The organism is Faecalibacillus sp., from assembly GCF_047023275.1.
Lineage (GTDB): Bacteria > Bacillota_I > Bacilli_A > Erysipelotrichales > Coprobacillaceae > Faecalibacillus.
In genome coordinates, this window is sequence record NZ_JBKYAR010000035.1 from 1 (window position 1) to 25,579 (window position 25,579).

Here is a 25,579-nt window from a genome sequence, read left to right on the forward strand (position 1 = left end):
GCTCTTTATTTTGTAATATAACATTTTTAATGACATCTCCAAAAGAAGAAATTTGATCATCAAAAGTTAAATTCTTCATTTCTTTTAAAGAAATGAATATTGTTGGATATTGATTTTGATGTTTTAAAGCATCTTTGCTTTTTGAAATATTTAAATCATTGAATAAATAAGAATTTTCTTTTTCTTTAATAGAAAAGAAATAATAAAGCATCGACATATTAAGTGTCTTACCAAATCTTCGAGGTCTTGTATATAAAACAACTTGTTCATTTAAGATATCTGCAATTAAATTAGTTTTATCTACATAATATGCCTTCTTATCAATCATTGTTTTAAAATTTTCAATTCCTGTAGGTATCAGCTTCATATAATCAACTCACTTTCTTATAAGTATTATACAAGATATATCTTTATATTTCTATTGGATTATTTGTCACATAAAAAGCTTTGGACAATATCCAAAAAGAAAAAAGCTTTGGACAATATCCAAAACTTTATCTAATAACTTTTTGAATCATTCGATTCATTGTATATACAATGATAATACCTACAGGTATCATCACACATGATTTTAAAATTCTTACAAATTGTGATGCAAAGAATGGTATTCCATACATTATTTGTAACCAATATGGTGTTAAAAACATCGTTACTGTTAGTTCAATAGCAACAACTGATAGAATACTTAAATGAAATAAGCGTAAATCTTTTTCTTTGAGTTTATTTTTATAATATCTTATAAAAATAAAAAGAATAATAAGCATTGCTGTAATAATCACAAAGATTGTAAATTTAATTGGTAATGTCACTTGATATGTAGATCCTGAAATATTAACTTCATTGATTTTAAAAACATAAAGACATCCTAGTAATGAAATAATGATCATTACTACTTTTACAATTCTTTCTAATAATCTTTCATTTTTTTCATTTAAATAAATCTTTAATAGACATGGTATTTCCGTTTGTAAAACCGCATTTAAAGTAAATCCTAAAAATGGGAAACCTCCAGCATTTGCTAGAACAAGGCCTAGAAAATCTGTGGCAATAGAAACTATAAAACAATATCCTGGTTGTAATGTTAAACCAGCAACGATCAAAGGTAATACCTCTAATGTAATTTTTAAACTTGGAAATCCAAGAAAAGGTACCATCACAGCTAACCTTTTTAAAATAATAGCTAGAATGACAAATAAAGCCCCCAATGTCATTTGTCGCACATCGCTTTTCATTGGATATTTATAAAAAACAAATATCCCAATCGAAACAATAATAACCCCTAAAATAATTTGAATCATCGTTTGATTGCTACTTAAAAAACCAATTGTTCCTGCTTCGTCCTCTTATAAGTCCACAGGCGTTAATTCCGGTAAGAAACCGTACATATGTTTTTCCCACTTCGTCCTCTTTCTAGTCCATGGGCGTTAATTCCGATATAAAACCGTACATATGCTTTCCCGCTTCGTCCTCTTGCTAGTCCACGGGCGTTAATTCCGATATAAAACCGTACACAATTGCTACTAAAAGTAGACTCCTCCTTCTTTATTATTTGCTATGAATCTTTTGTAATAAGTATTTCCTTACTTCAGAAATAAAATACAATGATCCCGTAATCAAAAATGTTCCTTCTTGTAAATAAATATCGTCTAAAGCTTTTCTAAAATCCGGTTCAATTTTTACCGGATAATCCCCTGCTAATAATTTTGCACTTTGACTACGTGGATGTTTAAATTCACAGACGGTTATATCATACGTCAAATCTAATAATCTTTCAATCATATAGTCCGTATCTTTATCTCTTAATGCTGAAAAGATGATTTTTAAGTTATGTAATTTACGTGCAGAACGATAGAGTTCATCAACACCTTCTCGATTATGAGCCCCATCTAAAATAATCAGTGGCTTTTCACTTATGATTTCAAAACGTCCTGCCCACTTAGCTTCAAATAAACCTTCAACAATTGAAGATTCATTTAATTCAATAAATTGATGTTCCTTTAAATATAATAAAGTTTCTAGTGCTAAAGCACTATTTTCAATTTGATAAAGAGCAGGTGTATTTAAAACAATATTATAATCCTTATATGTATATTTAACATTTTCACCATCTTGTAAATCATGAATACGATCTAAACGAATCAAATGACTATGATGCTTTTCACAAGTATCTCTAAAAATATCAACACATTCTTGTTTATGTTCTCCTGTAATAAAATCAACATGATCTTTAATAATTCCTGCTTTCGCTCTAGCAATACTTTCATAGCTATCACCTAAATAATCCATATGATCTAAACCAATATTGGTATTGACACAAATCATTGGTAAAACAATATTTGTCGCATCTAACTCTCCACCTAAACCAACTTCATAAATGGCATAGTCAACACCTTGATAAATAAAGTAAAGAATTGAAATAAAGACTTCTATTTCAAATAAAGAAATCTCATACTTTAACCAATCATCCACATATCTATTAGCGACATCAACAATAAACTGTTCCTTGATCCATTCATCATTGATACGCACGACATCCAATCTAGAAATAAGCGCTGGAGAAGTAAATGTTCCTACAACATAACCTTGTTTTTTTAAAACTTCTTTCATGTAATTAACAGTAGAACCTTTCCCGTTAGTTCCACAAACATGGATACATTTTAAAGCGTGTTGGATATTATAAAATTCTTGCATATATTTTTTAAAGTTATCTAAACTATAGACACGATCTTTTTGTTGATGAATAAAGTCATAGACTTCTTCATAGTGTTTAAATTGTTTTTTTGTTTTTATTTGTATGATTTTATTTTGATAAATGATATCTTTTAGAGCTATTTTTTTAATGACTGCTATTAATTGTTGTTTAATTTCATCAGTTCCTAAACAAAGTTCTATTTCATTTTTGATAACATCAAAAATAATAACCCCATTGATATTTTGATTTTCATTGATATAAATAATTTTTTGATTTTGTTTTAAATATTCTTTTGTTATTTCTTCTTGATGGATGAATTGTATTAATTCATCCATTCTTTTTTCATTTAATAATTTGATAGACATAATTTCACCCACAAATATTATAAAGGATTAAAAAAAAAGGACAATGTCCTTTTTCTAAAATTTTTCAAATTGTTCAATATCTAATACAAAAACTGTTGCTCCACCAACAAGTACATCTACCATGATCGGAGTAAAGAATTCTCCCATTTCAGTAGGTGGAACAGTAGGTTCTTTTTCTACACGTTTTTTAGAATTTTCTTTAATAATACCTACAGCATGTTCAACTTTATCATCATTTGTTCCAATAAAGAATGTTGTGTTTCCTTTCTTTAAGAATCCACCTGTTGTTGATAATTTTGTAACGAAGTATCCTTCTTCTGTAAGTGCGGCTTGTACTGATGAACTATCATCAGAATTTACGATAGCAATTATTAATTTCATAAGCCATCCCTCCTGTATATCTATATTTTACACCAAATAAAATAATTATTAAAGTTTTTCGCCATGAAGAATTGGTAAAAATTTTCTTTCATAATCATTTAAAACATAAGTATCTGTCATCATTGATAAATAATCAGAAACAATCAATGGATTTGGTGTCTTTTGATAATTTTCTACCATCTTATTTTTAAACTTAACAATATTAGAATCTTGATCATTATTTTCTAATTCCTCTAAATAAACATCAAAAAGTTCTTTGACCATTCTTGAAAGTTTAGCATTTTCTTTTTCAAGAACAGGATGATGATGGACTTTTTCTCCTAAAAAGGAAAGTAGAGATGATAATGCTTCGAAGACCTCATGAGAAAAACGTAAATATGGTTTTTGATAACTATGGATCATCAAGTCACCAATCAATTTATTCATAATTGATTTATTATTATCTCCTAATACTTTTACTACATTTTCAGGAAGATCTTTCTTTTGTAAAATACCTACACTCATAGCATCTTCAATATCTTTTCCAATATAAGAAATTACATCTGAAATACGAACCACACATCCTTCTAAAGTCATTGGTTTTAACTCAAGACTGGCATTTTCTTTATGCCAACAGTCATGATACTCTTGTAAGAATTGTTCTTTTGTTTTTTTACGATCTGGTTCATATTTTTTAGAAAGCATTTCACCATTATGACACAAAATAGCATCTAAGACTTGTAAAGAAACATTATAGCCTTTCCCATTTCTTTCTAAATAAAGAATATTTCTTACACTATTAGCATTATGACAAAAATATCCAAAACCTTTTTCTTGGAGTTTTTCATTCAATGCTCTTTCTCCTACATGACCATAAGGAGCATGTCCTAAATCATGTCCTAAAGCAGCCGCTTCAATTAAATCTAAATTTAAATTCAAACCTTTTCCTATTTGTCTAGCAATACGTGAAACCCATTGAACATGGATTGAACGTTTAGAAATATGTGCACTTTGAAAAAATGAAAGAGCCTGTGTTTTATCGGTGTAACGTTGATAAGATTTACAATATAAAATACGATCAATATCTTCTTCAAAAGGCCAGCGAATATCAAACTCTTCATGTTCACTTTCTTCTTTTCTTAATTTTTGACATTCACTTGTTTTACAAGCATAAGGAGAAAGTGTACGATCATATTCTTTTGTTCTTTTAATTGTATTTTTAATAATTTTTTCTTCTTCTTTCATACTTATCACCTTTACCATTATATACTTTTTTCAAAAGAGATGCTCCAACAATGTTTTAAAAGCAATTAAAATCAAAACAATTCCCCCAAAAATAAGAGCCTTATTTTGAAACTTATTGTTTAAATAACGTCCAATTTGTAAAGCAAGCAAACATAATAGAAAAGTAATAATTCCTATAATCAATAAAGCTTGATAAATAGATACTTCTAAAAAAGCAAAAGTCATACCAATAGCAAAAGCATCAATACTTGTTGCAAAAGCAAGAATTGTTAAATCTAATAATTGAAAATTATATTGACTTTCTTCTTCATTAAATGCATCTTTTAACATGTTGATTCCAACAATCATTAAAAAGATAAAAGCAATATAATGATCATAAGCTTGTATCTTTTTTGAAAAAACACATCCTAGATGATACCCTAAAAAAGGCATCAATGCTTGAAAAAAGCCAAAATAAAAAGCAATGAAGCTTTGTTTCTTGATGTTTCCCTTTGGCATAGAAATACCATACATCATCGAAACAGTAAAAGCATCCATCGCTAATGAAATTGAAATAACAACAAGTTCAAATAATGACACATTATCTCTCTCCTTTGAGTAATACCTCACTACATTTCAAACCATCAATTGCACTTGACATAATACCTCCAGCATATCCAGCACCTTCGCCAATTGGATAAATACCTTTAATATTACTTTCCATATTTTCATCTCGATAAAAACGGATTGGTGCAGAACTTCTTGATTCAACACCAAGTAATGTGGCATTACTTGTAAATCCATTAATCTTATTATTCATTAAAAGAAGTCCTTCTTTTAAATTTATATTCAATGTTTCAGGAAGTAATGCATTGAGATTAGCATTTTTAACTCTTTTTAAACTTGTTTCAATATTTCCATAACTTTCTTTATTTTCTAAATAATCTTCTACTTTTTGAACAGGAACAGAATAATCACTTCCTCCAAGTTCAAAAGCTTTTTCTTCTAATTTTCTTTGGAAATACATACCTGCAAGAGGATGTGAACTACCAAAATCATCAGGAGTCACATTGACTAAAATAGCACTATTGGCGTATTTATTATCACGTTTATAATTAGACATACCATTAACAACCAGTCTCTTTTCTTCACTGGCTGCATTCATGACATAACCACCAGGACACATACAGAAAGTATAAACTCCTCTTTTTTGACTCGTATGCACAGCTAATTTATAATCAGCTGCTTTTAATGCAGGATGATCATAGAATTTTCCATATTGGCTTTTATTAATAAATTCTTGACTATGTTCAATACGCATTCCCACTGCAAAAGCTTTTTGAGAGATTTCTAATTGTTTTTGATAAAGCATTTCATATGTCTTTCTAGCACTATGACCAATAGCCAATACCAGTTGATCTACTTTTTCCTTATATGTTCCTTCATTATTTTCTAAAACAACTTCTTTTAATTGATTATCTTCAATAATAATATCTACCAATTTTGTTTCAAAACGAACATCTCCACATTTTTCAATATCTTTTCTGATATTTTTAACTACATCAATTAAAACATCTGTTCCTAAATGTGGTTTATTTAAGTAAAGAATATCTTCACTTGCACCATGTTCATAAAAAGTATTCAATACAAATTGTTTACGATAATCCTTAATACCTGTCGTCAACTTTCCATCAGAGAACGTTCCTGCGCCTCCTTCTCCAAATTGAACATTACTTTGAGTATTTAACTTACCTGTTTCTAAATAAGTATCGATATCTTTTTTTCTTTCATCAACACATTTACCTTGTTCAATCAAGATTACCTTTTGCCCACTACGTGCTAAATTATACGCACAGAATAATCCTGCTGGTCCACTTCCAACAACCATGATTGTTTGATTATTTGGTGTTAACCTATCATAATGATATTCTTTAACTTTACTTACTTGTTTACTATGTGTTTTTAATAATTGATCTTCATTTGCATATTCAAAAGTAAAGCCCATATTAAAATGTACTTTATTCTTTCTTCTTGCATCCACTGCCTTTTTAGCAATCTTTACATTCTTTACTTGTGATTTTCTTATATTTAATGTATTCGCAATAACTTTAGCATAATCATTTTCATCTAAAGAAACTGCAATATTACTTACTTTTAACATACCTTCTCCTATCTCTTTATTTTCCAATATCCTTTTTTGTTATTTCCAACTCTTTCTATAATTCCTTGATTCTTAAGTTTTTTTATAGAATTAGAGACTGTAGTTCTGCTTATACCTAATAGTTTTGATAGTTCTGTAACTGAATATCCTGGATCAATATACAATTGTTCCAATATTCCTTTCATACTACTATTCAACCTATCGTTCAATCTATCGTTCAACCTATCGTTCAATCTATCGTTCAACCTATCGTTCACCTTTGAAAAGTTATCAATCACCAATCTTTGAGGTGCATCAAATTCAATCATAATATCCGTAGGATTAATATAATATTTTGGCATTGGTAAATCATTTTCTATACATGAATCAAATATTTTTTCTATGCCTCTTCCCCATGACTCAATATGTCCTGCTAAATAGAAAACATGCGCAATATTAGGATTATAGGGCTTAGAACCATGTTTTTGATAAAGAGTTTCTTCTGTCCAATGATCTGGAAGTTTTCCAACATTTGTAATATAGAGCTTATCTTTATAAACACTTATTTGTATTGGTACACCAGATTCATATTGTTTATGAACAATAGCATTTAATATAGCTTCTCTCATACTTGCTTCACTTACAAAATATTCTTCAACTCTTTGAAGTCCATCATATGAAATCTTAGCTTTCATATATTTAAAGAAAATAAGTTCTATAACTTTATCAATTTGTTCAAAAAGTGATCCTCTTACTTCATCTTGATAAATTAAATCAGCATCTGTTTCAAAAAATCCTACTTTTATAAAAGCACCTGTAAAATATCTCTCTGGATCCTTTGAAAACAAAAGTAACGCTGCATTTGTAAGATAACCATTACTTATTAAATGAAGTTTATCTAATAATGTTTCTGTATCTTCTTCTAAAATCGTATCATCTATTCTTTTTTTACGTATTGCGAGTTCTTTGAATTTTTGAATCGCATTTTGATCTAAATCTTCTATTTTTACTAATGGATGTGGAACATTGTCCCACGTTGCTCCTCTTTTACGTAAAATAAAGCTTTCTAGTTCAACACCTGTCAATTTTTGTGTTGTACTCCCACTTCTATAATAGTAATTTCCTTTACAAGATATAGCAATAGGATAAGCTGGAACATCAATTTCAATATATTCCAAATTATTTTCTTTACATAAATTAACATCTACTACGATTCCCATTGCATCTCGTATTTTACTAGGTAAAGATTCTAATAATTTTCTAGCATCTTTAATACCTACAACTTTGCCGTTATCATCTACACCTATAAGAAATTTACCACCTTGTGCATTTGCAAATCCACATACGCCTACTAAATATTCATCTTTCCAAACTACTTTCCATTCAATATTATGCTTTTCTTTATTTTCCATAGCGAGCTCCTTATTATTTGGTAAATATAGTTTTTCCACTTATATATGCATTATAACATTTCTATATAACTCATGATTAATTTCCATTTATAGCATTTGCCACATGTACACCACTTGCAAAAGCGAAATGTAAATTATAACCTCCACAATCACCATCAACATCCAAAGCTTCTCCACAAACATAAATACCTGGATATTTCTTAAGTTGTAAATTTTCATCTACTTCTTTTAAAGAAACACCACCATGACAAACTTGTGCTTTTTCAATTGACATTGTATCGATGATTTTGAATTCTAAACAATGAGGATCAATATTTTTATCTTTAAAAACCTGAACGATTTTTTCATGAAAAAATCCTTCTAAACCATAATATTGAAATTCTTCTTTTTCAATATCAGGCAATAAATTTAAAACAAGTTTTGGGTTTTTTAAATGCTCTAAATATCTTGATAATTGCATAATACAAATACCTGATAGACCATAATCTGTAAACATGATTTCTCCTGTTTGTTTTTCAATCAATTGATTTTGATCATAAAGCATTGCAATTCCTTTTACTCTTTGTCCTTTTAAAGCTTTAAAAACTGGTTTTGTTTTTACTTGAACAAGACTTGGTGTAAAAGGAATCATGGAAATGTTCATTTTTTCTAACATTTTTAAATTATTTTGTCCTGATAAATGACTGGCTGGTGATCCTGTCGCAATGACTATTTTATCTGCTTGATAATGACCATTTGTCGTAATAATTTCATAAGTGTTAGCTTTTTTTATTGCTAGAACTTCACAATTATCGATATACGATACATTATTCATGTTTTTCATTAAAGCATTTTTAACAGATAAACTTGAAAGTGAATATGGATAAACAAGATTCTTTTCATAACGTAATTTTAAAGAAAGTTGTTTAAAAAAATTAACGATATCAAATTCTTTAATTAATTTTTCTATTAAAGGATCTTGATGATTGTAATACTTAATATCCATATTCAAATTTGAAACATTACACCTTCCATTGCCACTAGCGAGTACTTTTCTAGCTGCTTTATTAGATTGTTCCAAGACAATAATATTATATTTATTTGTTTTTACTAATTCATTCATACAAGCAAGTCCACTCGCACCTGCTCCAATAATAACAATTGTTTCCATCTTTATCCCTCATTTGCTTTTTCATTATACATGAACAAAACTCGTTTGTCATTTATATTAAACCTTGAAAAACCTCGATGTATTCGCTATAATAACCAAGTATTGAGATTACATACAATTAAGGAGGCTTTTTTATGGGTAGAGCACATGAAGTGCGTAAAGTTGCTATGGCAAAAACTGCTGCAGCAAAAGCAAAATTATATTCTCGTTATGGAAAAGAAATCTATTTAGCTGCTAAAGCTGGTGGTACTGATCCAGATGGTAACTTAGCATTAAGAAGAATTATTGCTAAAGCTAAAAAAGAACAAGTTCCTGCTGACGTTATTAAACGTGCAGTTGATAAAGTAAAAAGTGGAGCTACTGAAGATTATCAAGAAAAAACATTTGAAGGATATGGTCCAAGTGGTTCAACTGTTATTGTTAAATGCTTAACTGATAATATTAATCGTACTATTTCTCAAGTACGTCCAGCATTTACAAAATCTAAAGCAAAATTAGGAAATGAAGGTTCAGTATCTTATTTATATGATACATATTCTATTTTAACTTTTAAAGGATTAGATGAAGAACAAACTTTAGAAGCTTTAATGGAAGGTGAAGCTGATTGTCAAGAAATTGAAACTCATGAAGATGGTTCAATTGAATTAACTGGTGCACCAACTGATTTATATAAAATGAAAGATGCTATTGAAGCAGCTTGTCCTAATGCTGAATTTGATGTAGAAGAAATCGCTACAACACCTCAAGAATATGTATCTCTTGAAGGTGAAGATATGGAATTATTTGAAAGATTAATGAATCTTTTAAATGCTTGTGACGATGTAGATAAAATCTACCATAACGTTGAAAACTATGAAGGAGAATAATTTCTCCTTCTTTTTCTTTATAATGAAAAAAATGAAAGATGTTTGATCTCTTTCATTTTTATTTATTAACAACTTTTATCCCATGACATTTGCCAAAATGCAAGTTCGTATCTTGAACATACTACAAAGATATCAATAAGATGTTGAATTTGTTTTTCTGTATAATCTTTAGTAAGTTGGTTCATTGTTTCTATCAAAATAACATTCCCACTTGCATATTCATTTGAAGCATAGCCTTTGATCCAATCTCCATAAAATTCATCATGAATTGAATTTGGATTATTTTCAACTATCTTTTTAGCAATGACTTCATAGCTATAAGCACATGATAATATAGCTGCTAAAATTTCTGCTTCTCCTTCTTCATAGGCAACACGTAGCATATAAGAAGTATAAGAGAGATTATCAAGCAATGGTTTCATATCATCTATTTCTTCTTGACTTACTTTAAATTTTCCCATATATCCACTATGAACATCTAATTCACCATTCATCACAGCAATATATTTAGCAAAAAGATTAGCTGTTTCTAAGCTTTTTGCTTTAGCAACTCCAATAGCAAAAACTTTCGCATATTCCTTTAAATAAAGATAATCTTGCATAATATAATATTTAAATTTATCTTTTTCTAATGAACCATCTTGTATTCCTTGTACAAAAGGATGTTCATTATAAAAGCTCCATAGCTCTTTTGTTGCTTCTAACATCTTATCTGTTGTTTTCATATTTTTCCTCTTTTCATGTTACAATAAAACTTCTTGAAATTGAGCACCTTCTTGTAATTGTTTTGGAGTCATATTATAAATTGCATCTATAATATAATTTCGATAACTTGCATTACCATCTAACACTGTTAATCTTTTATATGCGATTTCTCCTGCAAGACCCATTGCACATACTGCAGCGACTGTTGCTTCAAGTAAACGATGAGAATTAGCCGAAATAAATGAAGCCGTAAGTGCTGATAATTGACAACCTGTTCCTGTAATTGAAGACATCATTTTATGACCATTATAAATAGCATAAGCGACACTTTCATTACAAACTATGTCAATAGCTCCTGTAATAGCAATAACAGCTCCTGTTTTTTTAGAAAACTCTTGAGCAAAACTAACAACTTCATGAATGTTTTCTGCTGTCACTTTATCAGCAAGATTTGCATCAACACCTTTAGTTGTTCCACTTCCTAAAGCTAATGTTTTAATTTCTGAAATATTTCCACGAATAACTGAAAATTGAATTTCTTTTAATAACTTTAAAGCAGTTTGTGTTCTTAACGTAGAAGCACCAACTCCTACAGGATCTAAAACAACAGGGTGATGAAGTTCATTTGCTTTTTTCCCAGCAATAACCATTGATTCGATCGTACGCGTATTAAGTGTCCCAATATTAATATTAAGTCCTGTACAAATCGAAGTAATTTCAGCAACTTCTTCTTGATCATCAGCCATAATTGGTGATGCTCCACAAGCAAGAACAACATTGGCACAATCATTGACTGTTACATAATTTGTAATATTGTGAATGAGTGGATTTTTTTCTCTAACATTTTTTAACATTTCTTCTAACATATTTTTTCTCCTTGTTTTTACAAGTTATTTCATAAATATGAAGATGACCAAACTTACCCATCATCAAAAACATAAACTTTGTTTATGAAATAACTCTATGGTAGTTCGGTCGATACTTTGTGGTATCCTCTCACGCTGGAACACAGCTTCCCTTCGCTTAATACAAGATTCAAGGCGCTCCCCTTCAATCCGCCACATTGTGGATAATTTTCAAATAAAAAACAGGAGACATGCTCCTGTAAAAAAATCAAGCTGATGACTTCCTACGATGGCATTATCCATATCAGGTTAAAGGGTCGAAGTTAGATCACTTCCTCTCAGCCTGCTTACAAGCTCCCCTGTTTTTATTTACATATTTAATGATACTCTTTATTTTTTTAAATACAAGTTTTATTCAATTTCTTCAATTTCATATTTACCTAAATAAATTAAAATATTATTCATAATAATATCAATAGCCCAATAAAAAATCACAAATACTGCAAGTCCAACAATAAATGCATATCTCAAACTAGTCATCATATATAACGCTGGAATAAAAGCAATAACAATAGGAATAAAACCTACTCCTGAAGGAAAATGGATTTGATAAACACTATGACATTCCTTGCATTCTTGTCTACCTTTATAAGCAAAAGCAGAATCTTTTATTTCATGACTACAATGATAACATCTCATTATAATGTACAAATCATCACTGTCATTGTTCCATCAAAATGAACTTCTTTTTGATCAGAACATACAACAAAGTGATCTCCTTTTTTGACTTCTTTTCCTTCTACTGTACCTTGTCCTTCAATAATTGATACAAGTTGGAATGGTTTATCATTGATGACTTTATTATATCCTGTCATATCATATTTATTTAATGTTAAATAATTTGATGAAACGAGTTCTTTTCTTGTTCCATTTTCGATTGTTTCTTCTACTTGTTTAGCTAGATCATATGGTTTATATGGCACTGTTGTTACATCGATGGATTGTTTTACATGTAGTTGTCTTTCATTTCCATCTTTATCTTTTCGATGATAATCATATACTCGATATGTGATATCTGATGATTGTTGTGCTTCATAGATCAATGATCCTTTACAGATGGCATGAATTGTTCCACTTGGAATATAGAAGAAATCTCCCTTTTTGATATCAAATTTATTTAATAAATGATCATAATCATCATTTTCAATAGCACTTACAAGTTCTTCTTTTGTTTGAGCATGATGTCCCATCACCATCTTTGTATCTTCTTTACAATCTAAAACATACCAGCATTCTGTTTTTCCTAATGAGTTTTCATGAAGTGCTGCATATTCATCATCTGGATGGACTTGTACTGATAAATCATTACAAGCATCGATGATTTTTACAAGTAATGGAAATTGTTTGTCTTTGATATTTCCAAAAAGTTCACGATGTTCTGCAAAGACTTTTGATAAAGTTTGTCCTTTGAATTCACCTTCTTTGATTGTATTATCACCATTAGGATGTGCTGAAGGTGCCCAACATTCTCCTGTTTGATTACTTGGAATATCATAACCATACTTTTCTTTAAGTTGATTCCCTCCCCAAATCATTTCTTTAAATACTGGTTCTACCCATAAAATATGTCCCATTTTTACTTTCCTCCATTTATTAATTTTAAAACCTCTGTTACTTCATTTTCACTATAAACTGCAATTCCTTTTTCTTTTAACATCTGTACAAAAATACCATCACCTTCAACAAGTTGATGTGAAAAAGTACCATCATAAATAAAATCTTTTCCACAGCTTGGACTTTTAGCTTTTAAAACAGCTATTTTAATATCTTTTTCTAAACATTTATCTAAAGCTATTTTAGCACCTCGGGTATATTCTTTTGTACGATCTATGCCATTTTGATCAATCACGTTTTCTCCAACAATTTCACAAGGTGTTCTAGGAATTGGTAAACCACCTAGTACTTCTGGACAAAGTGGTAACACTAGACCTTGATCATAAAGTTCCTTTATTTCCTTACAAAGATTATTCTTTCCAGCATACGTACAATTTTCCCCAATTAAACATCTCGATACAGCAATCATTTTAAAAGTTCCTTAATATCACTTGGCTTAGAAACTGTATAAGTTGCTCCAGCTTGAACAAGTTCTTCTTTTCCTCTAAAGCCCCATTCACATCCTATAGATTTAATTTTAGCATTGATGGCTGTTTCAATATCTACATTACTATCACCAATCATTAATGTTTCATTTTTATTACTTTCCATTAACTGCATAGCAAGTTGTACTAAACAAGGATGTGGCTTTTTAGGTTGATAAACTGTATTTCCAAAAACATACATAAATTTGTTTGGAAATAAATGATTAACAATTGTTACTGCATTTAATTTTGGTTTATTGGTTACAACTGCTAATTTATATCCTTGATGATAAAGTTCATCAATTAATTCTTCCATTCCTTGATAAGGTTTTGTATGTTTTAAACAATTCTCTTTATAAATTTCATCAAAACGTGCACGGTATTTTCTCACATCTTTTTTATACTCTTCAGGCAATGCCCTCTCTATTAATTTATCAACACCATTTCCTACAAATTGTTTATATGTATCTAAATCATAAGTAGGAAAATGGTTTTCTTCCATTAAAATATTTGTAGATAAAGCTAAATCTTCTATCGAATCTACAAGTGTTCCATCTAAATCAAAAATCAACGTATTATACATAGACTTCCCCTTTCACTTTATTTAGATTATAGCACAACTTCTATTTATTGTTTATTGGTTTTTGATATGTTAGAATAGTTCTTGAGGTGAAATTATGAAACAACAACAAAAAGATGTTTTCATGACATTATTAACAGGTCTAGGGGCAGCATTAGGAATTATTACTTACTTTTTATGTACATTCCTTTTCCATAAATATGAAACATTCGGTGCTTTATCTATCTTTGGTTTAGCCATGATTTTTAGAGTAATTGGTTATTTTATTGATAAAATGCTAGCAAAAAAGTAGATTCGTAAAAATCTACTTTTCTTTTGTATAAATAATTTGACAATTTGCATTTGCTAGTTTTTCTTGATAAACAATTGGTAATTCATCGACAACTACAATATCAATATCTTGAAAATCAAAAGCTTTATAAGAGCTTTTTTTATTAAATTTACTATGATCTACAACCAAACATACTTTTTGACTACGACTTGCTACTTTTCTTTTAATTGCAGCATCTTCAAATTCTTCAACATAAATACCATCTTCCATCACTGCTGCTGCAGCTACATAAGCTAAATCAAAATAAATTTGATCTAATGTATTAAGCGTTTGGCTTCCATACATATAACGATTCTTTTTAAAATAAGTACCACCTATCATATGACATAAACAATGTTGAGATAACACTTCAATATTATCTAAAGAATGGCTATACGCTTCTATAGTATCATCTACATATTGACACAAAGCTGCAACTGTTGTTGAAGTATCAAAAAAAATCACTTTGTTATTTTTAATCAAAGAAACAGCAGTTTTACCAATTTCATTTTTTATTTCTTCATTTTCTTGCTTTCTTATTTGATAACTTCCTATTTGATGTACATTATTTAAAGTAATACCACCATGTGTCCTTATTGCTAAATTTTCATTTACAAGACGAACAATATCTCTTCTTGCTGTATCTCTAGAAACATGAAATTGATCCATAATTTCTTGATTCGTCATTGTCTTTTTATCTTTTAATATTTCTAAAATTTTATAAATTCTTTCTTCTTGATACACCTTATTCACCTACTAAATAATCTAATGCATAAACAATTCCATCTTCATCATTAGAAAGAGTATGTGTTGGAATACTTTCTAAAACACCTTGAGCCCCATTAGCCATTGCAAAGCCTTTTCCAGTTAAAAGAAGCATATCCAAATCATTATAATTATCTCCAAAAGAAACGGTTTGATGAAGACCTATTTTCATTTTATCACATAAAAATTGAATTGCACTTGATTTTGATACAGATTCATCCATAATTTCTAAATAAGTTGCTTTAGATTTATAAATCTTTAAACCACTAAATTTTTCCTTTAAACTCATTTCCAAACGATCAATAATCATAGCATCAGCTATCACTAATAATTTATGAACCTTTTTAACTCCATTTAAATCTAATTTTTCAGGTTTTAAACCAGTAATACGACTTTCTTCTTCAATACCTTCATCTACTTCATCAACCATCCATTTATCTTCTACATAAAAACTCACTGGTATTTGATAGTAGTATTTAATATATTCAAAAAGACGTTTTGCCATTTCTACCGAAAATCCTTTTGAATAAATCACTTCTTGATTTTCATCTAAAATCAATCCACCACTATAGCTTACCATAGGAGCTTTTATTTGTAATTCATCTAAAAAATAATGCATTCCTTTAGGCATCCTTGCTGATACAAGCACAAAAGGAATATGATTCGAATATAATTCTTGTACTTTATTTTTAGTTTTTTCACTTATTTGATGTTTTGAATTTAATAGTGTACCATCAATATCACTAAATACGCATTTATAAGTCATATTTCTCACCTCTCACTTATATTATACGTATTATTAAGTAATTGTCAACATACAAACTTATAAACACTTAATGTAAATAAGCATTTATAAGTAAAAAAAGTAGGTTCCCCTACTTTCTTCTATATCTTTGTTGACGTCTTTTTTTTCGTCTACGTTTAATCATGATTTTTCTTACTAACAATAAAACAATAATACCAACAACAAGAAACTCTATACATGGTAAAACAGCATTTTCAATTTTTCTCATTGTTACAACGAAACGACTTTCATTGACTGCTTGATCAGTAACTAACGAAACTGTCTCTAATTTTGTTTTTTTATAAAGAACATCCATTGTTCCAGCATTTTGATTTTTCTTAACTGGAGCTGTAAGATTTTTTAAATGAAATTTATATTGTAAATCTGCGGGATTATAATTTTTAGGTAATACCGCCTCTACTTTTTTTTCAGTAATAACATCTACTTTACCAGTTTGTCCTTTTTTGATTTCTACCGTATTCATCTTTGTTCCTTTTTTTAGAACATCTGTTACTGCATAGTTTGCAGCAATATAATGTCCTAAAGTAAGTGTATCATTGACAGTACAATGATTATAACCCTCACTATTTTTTGAAAAACCAACAACACTAATATAATGGTGATTATTAATGTTTAACAAACTAGATAAAGTACTTTGCGCTTTACTTGTATAACCACTTTTACATCCTTCTATCATAGATGTATCAATATGATCTCTTTTACTACTATAAATAACTTTTTTAACCCATTGATGTAAACCATCACTTGAAGTATATTGATATCTATTAAATACTTCGACAAATTTTTTATTTTTTAAAGCATATTGTGTTATCTTAGCCATATCATAAGCAGTTGTGTAATGGTCATCATCATGAATTCCTGTTGTATTAACGAAATGAGAATCTTTTAATCCCAATTTTTTAACTAGTTGATTCATTTTTTTAACAAATTTTTCTTGATTTCCACAGGTATTATTAGCAAGTGCACGACAAGCATCTGCTCCTGAAGGTAACATTGCTCCCATTAACATATCTCTATATGTCACAACTTCCCCAACTGTAAAATTAGCAGCTGTAGCTCCTGTTTCCCATACAGTATCAATATCACTTTGAGTAATTGTTTCAGTTTTATCTAAATCATCGATCATTTCGATTGCAACAATACATGTTAAAATTTTTGTAATACTTGCTGGATACATTTTATCATGTGCACTTTTATTGTATAAAATTTGTCCAGTATCTTTATCAATAACAATAGCATATTGACCAGCAATATTAACTTCATTTTGATTTGTATTGCCTTCAGCAAAGACTGATCCTATAGATGTAAAAATCATTATAAATGATAAAGTGATTGTGAGTAATTTTTTAATCATTGTTTTCCTCCCTATGTAAAAAAGATAATTTTGTTTCTGAAATCAATACAGAAATAAATATAATTAAAAATCCTAAAGCAATTTGAAGTGTCATCATTTCTTGACCAAATAAAATAGAAAAGAAAACCCCAAATACAGATTCTAAACTTAATAATAATGCTGCAATATTTTCATTAACAAATTTTTGTCCAACATTTTGAAATAAATAACATAATGTTGTTGCAAAAAAAGCAAGGTATAAAATTTGAAGATAAATACTTTGGTCAATATGGAAAATAATAGAAACATCTTCAAATAAATAAGCTGCTACAAATGAAAAAATAGCGGCAAATGCAAATTGTAAAGCTGTAATAATTATTGGAGAGGTGTTTTTCATTGCTTTTTCACACACAATAATATGAACAGCATATAAAAAACCTCCTATTAATGTATAAATATCTCCTAAATTGATTTTTAAAGAACTATCTAAAGAAACAAAACCAACTCCAATAAAACAAAGAATAGCTGCAAATATTTGTGAGCAATCTGGACTCTTTTTAAAATAGAGCCAACTTAATAAAGGAACAATAGTACAATAAACAGCCGTTAAAAAAGCATTTTTACCTGGTGTTGTGAGTTGTAAACCGAATGTTTGAATTGAAAATGCACTAAACAACGCAAGTCCAGCTAAAAAACCACCTATTAAATCTTGTTTTTTTATTTCTTTTATTTTATTAAAAAACAAACATGTAATAAAAATAGTACTAAGTACAAAACGGATGCATAACAAAGTAAATGGCGAAATAAAATCCACAGCATTTTTCATAACAATGAAAGAACTTCCCCAAATAAGTGCTGCCATTAATAACATACATTTACCCATTGTTTCTTTTTTCATATACTCTCTCACCTACAATCTCGTAAATAATAACACAGTTCGCTTCATTTTTCATTACAAAATTGTTTTTTAAAAAGAAAAGGATGTACCTTTCGATACATCCTGTTAGCTATTATTCAGCTACACGGTGAGCTACGCTTGCACAACGTGAGCATAATTCACCATTCATTTCATCTTCATCAAAATAGTTCCAACATCTTGGACATTGTACACCGTTGAATTTTTCTACTTTAATGTAGCTTGTTTCATATTCTTCTAAAGTTGTATCATCAACTAATTCAACTTTAGCAACAATGAATAATTGTTTTAAATCATCTTTTAAGTTAGCAATATCTTTATATTCATCTTTTAAAGATAATGTTACTTTTGTTTCCATATTAGATTTAATTAATTTTTCATTTCTTAAACCTTCCATAGATTTTAAAACATCTTTTCTTACTTCCATGAATTTAGAGAAATAAGCTAAAACTTCTTCTTCGTTTTCAATATCAAATAATTCATATTTAGGTTCTAAGAAAATAGATTCTGCTTTTGTTTCATCACAATAGAAATGATCATGTAATTCTTCAGCTGTAAATACAAGAACTGTTGATAATAATTTCATCATTGTTTTAGCATGATGATATAAAACAGTTTGAACTTGTCTTCTACGAGGAGAATTTGCAGCTTCAATATATAAGATATCTTTTGTGAAATCCATATAGAATGAACTTAATGTATTTGTAAAGTAATTTAAGATTTCTTGGTTGGCTGTTGCAAAATCATAATTTGCATAAGCTTCATCATAAGCTTTCATTAATTCATTTAATTTAGCTAACATGTATTGATCAACACCAGGTAAATCTTTAATTTCTACTAAATCACTTTCTTTAAAGTCATTTAAGTTACCTAAAACGAATCTCATTGTATTACGGATTTTACGATATCCTTCAGCAACTTGTTTCATGATTTCATCAGAAATACGAACATCTTGTTGATAAGCAACAGAAGTAGCCCATAATCTTACGATATCTGCTCCATATTGGTTAACAAGTTTAATAGGATCTACTGTATTTCCTAAAGATTTAGACATTTTATTTCCTTTACCATCTAATACGAAACCATGTGATAAGACAGTTTTATAAGGAGCTTTACCATGAGCAGCAACACCGATAATTAATGATGAGTTGAACCATCCACGATATTGGTCACTACCTTCAAAGTAAAGATCTACAGGATAATTAAATCCTCTTTCTACCATGACACCTGTATGTGAACTTCCTGAGTCAAACCATACATCCATGATATCTTTTTCTTTTTTGAAGATACCATTTGGTGAATGTTCATTTGTATATCCTTCAGGTAATAAATCTTTTTCATCTCTTTCAAACCAAACATTTGAACCATGTTCTCTAAATAATTCAGAAATATGATCAAATACTTCTTGTTCAATAATTGGTGTTCCATCTTCACAATAGAAAATAGGAATTGGTACACCCCAAGTACGTTGACGTGAAATACACCAGTCTCCACGATCTCTAATCATATTATAGATTCTAATATGACCCCATTCATTTAACCAGTTAATATTATCAATTTCACTTAATAATTTATCTCTGATTTTATCTAATGAACAGAACCATTGATCAGTTGCTCTAAAGATAATAGGTTTTTTAGTACGCCAATCATGTGGGTAACTATGTGTAATGAATTCAAGTTTTAATAAAGCACCGATTTCATCTAATTTCATAGTTACTGTTTTATTAGCATCATCAACATATTGACCAGCTAACCATTCACCACAGTCTTCCATCATGCAACCATGTTCATCAACATTACAGTAAGCTGGTAAATTGTATTTTTGACCAACAAAGAAGTCGTCAGCCCCAAATCCAGGTGCTGTATGAACGCATCCAGTACCAGAATCAGCAGTGACGTGATCTCCTAAGATGACTAATGATTCTCTGTCATATAATGGATGTTGACATGTGATATATTCTAATTCAGATCCTTTATAATGATTAACAACTTTATAATCAGTAATTTCAAATTTAGCCATTAATTCATCAACTAAAGTATCTAAAACAATTAATTTTCCTTTTTCTGTTTCTACTAATGCATAATTATAAGATGCATTTAAACAGATTGCTAAGTTAGCTGGAATTGTCCAAGGTGTAGTTGTCCAAATAACGAAATTAACATCATTATCTAAAATTCCTTTACCATCTTTAACTTGGAATTTAACAAAGATAGTTGGTGATTTGATATCATGATATTCAACTTCTGCTTCAGCTAATGCTGATTCACTTGATGGTGACCAATATACTGGTTTTAATCCTTTGAAGATTAATCCATCCATTGCCATTTTAGCAAAAACTTCAATTTGTCTTGCTTCAAATTCATGTTGTAATGTTAAATATGGATGTTTATAATCTGCAAATGTTCCCATACGAATAAGTTGTGACATTTGTTTATTAACTTGTTCATGAGCATAAGCATCACATTTTTCTCTAAATTTAGCTGTAGGCATTTCTTTACGATTAACACCTAATTTTTGAATAGCATTTTCAATTGGTAAACCATGAGTATCCCATCCAGGAATATATGGTGTATAGAAACCATTCATATTTTTATAACGACAAATAACGTCTTTGATTACTTTGTTTAACATATGTCCCATGTGCATATTTCCATTAGCATATGGAGGACCATCATGGAAGACAAAGCTGTCTTTTCCTTCGTTTTGTTGGATAACTTTGTTATACATGTCGTTTTCTTGCCAACGTTCTACATACTTAGGTTCTTTTTTTGGTAAGTTTCCACGCATTTCAAAGTCAGTTTTTGGCATTAATAATGTGTCTTTGTAATTCATTTTTTCTTTCCTCTCTTTAAAAATAAAAAAACACATCATCCTAAGGACGATGTGATCGCGGTACCACCTTAATTCGTATTTTCATACGCTCTTGAAATCTTAACGCGATTAACGTCACCTTCTACTCAATTCAAAGGGCTACTCCAGAGTGATACATTATAATCTTTGTTACTGATTTACACCAACCATCAGCTCTCTTAAAACTCTAATTATAAACTGTCTCCTTCATCGTATTTATCTTCATTAATTAAATTGTAAACTTCAGATTGATCAATAGACTCAAGGATATCTTTTGACATTTTTTCTACCGAAGCTCTAAATTTAACAGCTTGCGCTTTAAAGTCGCTCATCTCACCAGATAACGAACGAACATACTCCAGCGATTCGCTCAGTATCATATTAGCATTCTTTTTCGCTTTGTCAATAAGTTCGCTTGCTTCTTTTAATGCAAGACGTGCAATTTCTTCATTTGTTTGTTCTTGGATGTTCACACGATGTTGTAATAATGATTTTTGATGCTCTAATTGTTGATAATCCTCTTGTAGTTTTTTCATTTGATCATTCAACTGCTTTATTTCATTATCTTTTCTATTGATTAACTCATCAACTTGTGACTTATTATAACCAAATAATTGCTTTTTTATCGACATCATGTTCACTCCCTACTTATAAAAATATCCTTCAACCACATAATTATCAGAACGTGTTTGCTTCTTACAATCAACAAACATCACTCTACCATGCTTTTTGAATGATATTATGTCTTTATTATTACATAAATAATTTATTTGTTCAACCGGTTTATGATTAACTTTTACATGACCAGCACGGATAAATTCAGCTGCTTTTTGTCTTGATATTTTATAAAAAGAAGAAATAATTTTATCTAAGCGAAATGATGAAACAATAAATGATTTTACTAAATAATCATTTTTAACTTCGATTTCTTCATGACACTCTACAAACTTTACTTTACTTCTTTTAATCATTGATAAATGATCTTTTAAATATTCATAAATATGTCGATCTACAGCTAAATAAAAGTCTTTATCTTTTTCTACAATATCTCCAAACAATTCTCTTTTGATTCCTAAAGACATTAAAGCACCTAAAATATCTCGATGTGTTAATTTTTCAAAATTCTTTGCATAAACAATTTTACAAACAACAATTTCAAAATCATCTTTTTCTATCTCATAAAAATAAGGAGCAATAATCATTCTTTGACTTTCACTATGAATAAAACCACCATTTTCTAAAATTTGAACTTCTTCTTGATGTCCAATAACACTTTTAACAATTGATTGATGATATGGATCTAAAAATTGAGTTAAAATAAGTCTTTGTTTATATTGTACTTGATCTAAATAATCAAGTACCTTTTTTACAAAGACTTCTTCTCCCTTAAAATGTTCTAACATAACTTAAAAAAGTATGGAAACCATACTTTTTAATCTTCTTGTTCATCTTCATCTAAATCAATTGTTCCAGCAACAGAAATATTACGAGGTGTACATAAGAAAATTTTTGGTCCAATTCTTTGAATATCACCTTCAATAGCGTAAATAACACCACTTAAAAAATCAACAACACGTTTTGCTTGATCTTTTTGTAAACGATGTAAATTAACAACTGTCGCTTTCTTTGTTTTTAAATAATTTGCAATATCTTGAGTTTCTCCAAATGAACGTGGTTCAAATAAAACTAAATGACTATCTTTATTCATATTTAATGATTTCACAGCTTCGCTTGTTTTAGAAAATTTTGCTTGTTCAAATAAACTTGTTTTAGGTTCAGTATCAATTTCTACAGCATCATAATCTTCAGCAATATCTCCTTCATCCCCATCTTCATCGAAAAACCATTTCTTTACTTTTTCACCGTAACCCATGAAGTCATCCTCCTTTTATTTCCTCAATATTATACCATACATTTATTGATTATCAAAGGTATCAACAAGGAAATATGGTTAAACCTGTTCAATATTCACCAAAATGACATCACCCTTTAAAGAAATTACACATTCAATCGGAATAACAATGACAGGTGGTTCTTTAAAAAAACAAAAAAAATGAAAAAAATTCATTTTTTCGACAATTAATGCTTGTATACACTTTTGACACCAATCTAATTCAATATCAGCAATATAGCCAATTTTTTTACCATCATAGACATTAATAACATCTTTTGATTGTAATGATACAAATCGCATACGATCACCTCTATAAAATATGCTTTAGACTAATCTTTTATGTAATTTTTCTAAAGCTTTTTTTTCAATTCGAGAAATTTGTGCTTGAGAAACAAAAAGTTCATCGGCTATTTCACATTGTGAATAGCCTTGATAATATCTTTCTTGAATCACTTGCTTTTCTCTTTGATTTAAACAATCAAATGCTTTTTTTAAATCAAGATGATCATGATAATGTTTAAGCGTTTCTTGATCAAGAGAAACAACATCTAATAAAGATAATTCATTTTGATCATCACTTCCAACAACATCTTGGAAAGAAGCAATACTTTGGGTAGATTGTATTGCTTCTATAATATTTTTTTTATCAATATTTAAATTTTGAGAAAGTTCATTTATAGTAGGTTCTCTTTGATATTGATTTAAATACTTTTCCTTTTCTTTTAAAATAGCATATGCTAGATCTTTAATAGGTCTAGAAATTTTAACTTGTGTATTATCTCTTAAATAACGTTTCATTTCACCAATAATCAAAGGAACTGCATACGTTGAAAATTGTAATTGATAATTGGTATCAAAATGGTCAATTGCTTTAATTAAACCAACAATTCCTACTTGAAATAAATCCTCATAATGATTTGATTTTTGGTAAAATCTTTTCATTAAAGATAAAACTAATTTAGTATTAGAAAGAATGATTATTTCTTTACTTTTTTGATCATGATTTTTTTGATATTTTTGAATCAATGTATATAATTCTTTTTTAGAAAGTGTTTTTTGAATAGGAATATAACTCATAAAACTTTCTTTTTCCACAATAATCACCAAAATTAGTGTGGCTTGTTTTAATAAAAATATACTATTTTACTTCATCATAATTTAATTGACTTCTTAATTTTTTAATAATTTTCTTTTCTAATCTTGAAATATAAGATTGAGAAATTCCTAATAAATCAGCAACATCCTTTTGAGTCAATTCATCATTATTAGATAAACCATATCTTAAAATCAAAATTTCTTTTTCTCTTTCATTTAAATTTTTTAAAGCTTCATAAAAAATTTTCTTTTGATCACTTTTCATCATTTCTTGTTCAACAAGATCATCATCTGTTCCTACAATATCTCCTAACAGTAATTCATTTCCATCATAATCAATATTTAAAGGTTCATCTAAAGAAATTTCATATCGTATCTTATTATTCTTTCTTAAATACATTAAAATTTCATTTTCAATACATCTCGAAGCATATGTTGCAAGTTTAATATTTTTATCAGCTTTAAAAGTATTGATTGCTTTTACTAAACCGATTGTACCAATACTAATTAAATCTTCTAATGGACAACTTGCACTATTGTCATATCTTTTTGCAACATAAACAACAAGTCTTAAATTATGTTCAATTAACAAATCTCTAGCTTTTTGATCGCCAGAAACTGCTTTTTCAATAGTTTCTTTTTCTTGTTGTCCTTTTAAAGGAGGCGGTAAAATATCATGTCTTCCTATATAATAAAGATACTGTTTTTGATTTAGAAATTTCCTAATCATTTGCAACATCAAATAATTCCTCCCATCAATTCTTTATTTAATAAACAATCGTAATCTAATTCATCCAATACACCTACATATACATTTTTTAATGTTTGTTTATTGACCAAAAGTTGATCAACTAAAATAATATCTATTCTTCTTTTTGAGATTCCACTTACCGTCATGGTATCTATTTTTTCATAAGAATCGATAACATTTTTCTTAATAAAAATAAGTGGATATCCTAAATAATATGCATGATTACCACTATCTAAAAATCCTTGACAGTGATATTTCTTTTGATTAAAAATAAGCATTATTTCATATAAGTCATCTTTTTGTTTTATTTTTCTTTTTGTATAAATAAGATAAATCGTTTCAATGATTAAAAAGATAACTGTCATGATAATAATAACTATAT

At 28.8% G+C, this 25,579-nt stretch carries 29 protein-coding genes, 1 riboswitch and 1 other annotated feature; of the genes, 2 read left to right on the forward strand and 27 right to left on the reverse strand.

Annotated features, from left to right (window positions below; translation table 11 throughout):
- The 9 genes from ACLVEP_RS10845 to ACLVEP_RS10885 all read right to left on the reverse strand — a co-directional run.
- The coding region (locus tag ACLVEP_RS10845; RefSeq protein WP_412584798.1) for an AAA family ATPase at window positions 1–367 on the reverse strand (367 nt) is incomplete at its 3' end.
- A gap of 127 nt (window positions 368–494) precedes the next feature.
- Complete coding sequence (locus tag ACLVEP_RS10850; RefSeq protein ID WP_412584799.1) at window positions 495–1,298, reverse strand: folate family ECF transporter S component; 804 nt, start codon at window positions 1,296–1,298, stop codon at window positions 495–497.
- A 247-nt stretch (window positions 1,299–1,545) separates the two neighbouring features.
- Window positions 1,546–3,057, reverse strand: coding sequence for a bifunctional folylpolyglutamate synthase/dihydrofolate synthase (locus tag ACLVEP_RS10855; RefSeq protein ID WP_412584800.1), 1,512 nt, complete (start codon window positions 3,055–3,057; stop codon window positions 1,546–1,548).
- 54 nt (window positions 3,058–3,111) lie between these two features.
- Window positions 3,112–3,438 (reverse strand): cyclic-di-AMP receptor, encoded by a 327-nt coding sequence (locus ACLVEP_RS10860; RefSeq protein WP_022000754.1) that lies wholly within the window; start codon window positions 3,436–3,438, stop codon window positions 3,112–3,114.
- A 48-nt stretch (window positions 3,439–3,486) separates the two neighbouring features.
- Complete coding sequence (locus tag ACLVEP_RS10865) at window positions 3,487–4,662, reverse strand: HD domain-containing protein (RefSeq protein WP_412584801.1); 1,176 nt, start codon at window positions 4,660–4,662, stop codon at window positions 3,487–3,489.
- Window positions 4,663–4,692: 30 nt separating this feature from the next.
- Window positions 4,693–5,241, reverse strand: a complete 549-nt coding sequence (locus ACLVEP_RS10870) for a manganese efflux pump MntP family protein (protein ID WP_412584803.1) — start codon at window positions 5,239–5,241, stop codon at window positions 4,693–4,695.
- A 1-nt stretch (window position 5,242) separates the two neighbouring features.
- Entirely contained in the window at window positions 5,243–6,802 is a 1,560-nt protein-coding gene (locus ACLVEP_RS10875) for an NAD(P)/FAD-dependent oxidoreductase (protein ID WP_412584804.1), read from the reverse strand.
- Between the two features lie 8 nt (window positions 6,803–6,810).
- Window positions 6,811–8,193 carry an ATP-binding protein gene (locus tag ACLVEP_RS10880; RefSeq protein ID WP_412584806.1) on the reverse strand — a complete coding sequence of 461 codons (1,383 nt, stop codon included), beginning with the start codon at window positions 8,191–8,193 and terminating at the stop codon, window positions 6,811–6,813.
- 76 nt (window positions 8,194–8,269) lie between these two features.
- Window positions 8,270–9,343, reverse strand: coding sequence for an NAD(P)/FAD-dependent oxidoreductase (locus ACLVEP_RS10885; RefSeq protein ID WP_412584807.1), 1,074 nt, complete (start codon window positions 9,341–9,343; stop codon window positions 8,270–8,272).
- Between the two features lie 134 nt (window positions 9,344–9,477).
- Here ACLVEP_RS10885 and ACLVEP_RS10890 point away from each other — a divergent pair, with 134 nt between their 5' ends.
- Window positions 9,478–10,209, forward strand: coding sequence for a YebC/PmpR family DNA-binding transcriptional regulator (locus tag ACLVEP_RS10890; protein ID WP_032090637.1), 732 nt, complete (start codon window positions 9,478–9,480; stop codon window positions 10,207–10,209).
- Between the two features lie 65 nt (window positions 10,210–10,274).
- Here the strand turns inward: ACLVEP_RS10890 and tenA are convergent, their stop codons facing one another.
- The 6 genes from tenA to ACLVEP_RS10920 form a co-directional block, all read right to left on the reverse strand.
- On the reverse strand, window positions 10,275–10,934 hold the full coding sequence (tenA, locus tag ACLVEP_RS10895; RefSeq protein WP_412584809.1) for a thiaminase II: 660 nt from the start codon (window positions 10,932–10,934) through the stop codon (window positions 10,275–10,277).
- A gap of 18 nt (window positions 10,935–10,952) precedes the next feature.
- Window positions 10,953–11,780, reverse strand: a complete 828-nt coding sequence (thiM, locus tag ACLVEP_RS10900) for a hydroxyethylthiazole kinase (RefSeq protein ID WP_412584810.1) — start codon at window positions 11,778–11,780, stop codon at window positions 10,953–10,955.
- Window positions 11,781–12,023: 243 nt separating this feature from the next.
- Window positions 12,024–12,130: riboswitch (TPP riboswitch) on the reverse strand.
- 40 nt (window positions 12,131–12,170) lie between these two features.
- Entirely contained in the window at window positions 12,171–12,470 is a 300-nt protein-coding gene (locus tag ACLVEP_RS10905) for a hypothetical protein (protein ID WP_412584811.1), read from the reverse strand.
- On the reverse strand, window positions 12,458–13,393 hold the full coding sequence (gene manA, locus ACLVEP_RS10910; protein ID WP_412584246.1) for a mannose-6-phosphate isomerase, class I: 936 nt from the start codon (window positions 13,391–13,393) through the stop codon (window positions 12,458–12,460). Before manA ends, ACLVEP_RS10905 begins: the two co-directional genes overlap by 13 nt.
- 2 nt (window positions 13,394–13,395) lie before the next feature.
- Window positions 13,396–13,842, reverse strand: coding sequence for a DUF523 domain-containing protein (locus tag ACLVEP_RS10915; RefSeq protein ID WP_412584812.1), 447 nt, complete (start codon window positions 13,840–13,842; stop codon window positions 13,396–13,398).
- Entirely contained in the window at window positions 13,839–14,480 is a 642-nt protein-coding gene (locus ACLVEP_RS10920; protein WP_412584813.1) for an HAD family hydrolase, read from the reverse strand. Before ACLVEP_RS10920 ends, ACLVEP_RS10915 begins: the two co-directional genes overlap by 4 nt.
- A 94-nt stretch (window positions 14,481–14,574) precedes the next feature.
- Here ACLVEP_RS10920 and ACLVEP_RS10925 point away from each other — a divergent pair, with 94 nt between their 5' ends.
- The gene (locus ACLVEP_RS10925; RefSeq protein WP_317999759.1) at window positions 14,575–14,769 is read left to right on the forward strand and encodes a hypothetical protein; all 195 of its coding nucleotides are present in this window, start codon (window positions 14,575–14,577) and stop codon (window positions 14,767–14,769) included.
- Between the two features lie 12 nt (window positions 14,770–14,781).
- Here the strand turns inward: ACLVEP_RS10925 and ACLVEP_RS10930 are convergent, their stop codons facing one another.
- The 12 genes from ACLVEP_RS10930 to ACLVEP_RS10985 form a co-directional block, all read right to left on the reverse strand.
- Window positions 14,782–15,531 carry a DeoR/GlpR family DNA-binding transcription regulator gene (locus tag ACLVEP_RS10930; protein WP_412584815.1) on the reverse strand — a complete coding sequence of 250 codons (750 nt, stop codon included), beginning with the start codon at window positions 15,529–15,531 and terminating at the stop codon, window positions 14,782–14,784.
- A 1-nt stretch (window position 15,532) separates the two neighbouring features.
- Window positions 15,533–16,318, reverse strand: coding sequence for a Cof-type HAD-IIB family hydrolase (locus ACLVEP_RS10935; RefSeq protein WP_412584817.1), 786 nt, complete (start codon window positions 16,316–16,318; stop codon window positions 15,533–15,535).
- A 109-nt stretch (window positions 16,319–16,427) separates the two neighbouring features.
- Window positions 16,428–17,711: a D-alanyl-D-alanine carboxypeptidase family protein gene (locus ACLVEP_RS10940; protein WP_412584818.1), complete on the reverse strand. Its 1,284-nt coding sequence runs from the start codon at window positions 17,709–17,711 to the stop codon at window positions 16,428–16,430.
- The gene (locus tag ACLVEP_RS10945; RefSeq protein ID WP_412584819.1) at window positions 17,704–18,588 is read right to left on the reverse strand and encodes a DMT family transporter; all 885 of its coding nucleotides are present in this window, start codon (window positions 18,586–18,588) and stop codon (window positions 17,704–17,706) included. Before ACLVEP_RS10945 ends, ACLVEP_RS10940 begins: the two co-directional genes overlap by 8 nt.
- A 112-nt stretch (window positions 18,589–18,700) precedes the next feature.
- A complete protein-coding gene (gene ileS, locus ACLVEP_RS10950) occupies window positions 18,701–21,439 on the reverse strand; it encodes an isoleucine--tRNA ligase (protein ID WP_412584821.1) in 2,739 nt (912 codons plus the stop codon).
- Between the two features lie 39 nt (window positions 21,440–21,478).
- Window positions 21,479–21,677, reverse strand: a binding site (T-box leader).
- On the reverse strand, window positions 21,649–22,089 hold the full coding sequence (locus ACLVEP_RS10955) for a DivIVA domain-containing protein (RefSeq protein ID WP_317999753.1): 441 nt from the start codon (window positions 22,087–22,089) through the stop codon (window positions 21,649–21,651). It overlaps the preceding feature by 29 nt.
- A gap of 12 nt (window positions 22,090–22,101) precedes the next feature.
- Window positions 22,102–22,860: an RNA-binding protein gene (locus ACLVEP_RS10960; RefSeq protein ID WP_412584822.1), complete on the reverse strand. Its 759-nt coding sequence runs from the start codon at window positions 22,858–22,860 to the stop codon at window positions 22,102–22,104.
- Window positions 22,861–22,889: 29 nt separating this feature from the next.
- Complete coding sequence (locus tag ACLVEP_RS10965) at window positions 22,890–23,330, reverse strand: cell division protein SepF (protein ID WP_317999751.1); 441 nt, start codon at window positions 23,328–23,330, stop codon at window positions 22,890–22,892.
- Window positions 23,331–23,408: 78 nt separating this feature from the next.
- A complete protein-coding gene (locus ACLVEP_RS10970) occupies window positions 23,409–23,651 on the reverse strand; it encodes a PRC-barrel domain-containing protein (RefSeq protein WP_317999750.1) in 243 nt (80 codons plus the stop codon).
- Window positions 23,652–23,675: 24 nt separating this feature from the next.
- Complete coding sequence (locus tag ACLVEP_RS10975; protein ID WP_317999749.1) at window positions 23,676–24,446, reverse strand: sigma-70 family RNA polymerase sigma factor; 771 nt, start codon at window positions 24,444–24,446, stop codon at window positions 23,676–23,678.
- 43 nt (window positions 24,447–24,489) lie between these two features.
- The gene (locus ACLVEP_RS10980; RefSeq protein ID WP_412584824.1) at window positions 24,490–25,185 is read right to left on the reverse strand and encodes a sigma-70 family RNA polymerase sigma factor; all 696 of its coding nucleotides are present in this window, start codon (window positions 25,183–25,185) and stop codon (window positions 24,490–24,492) included.
- A partial coding sequence (locus ACLVEP_RS10985; protein WP_412584826.1) for a sigma-E processing peptidase SpoIIGA occupies window positions 25,185–25,579 on the reverse strand: 395 nt, incomplete at its 5' end. The genes ACLVEP_RS10980 and ACLVEP_RS10985, both read right to left, overlap by 1 nt.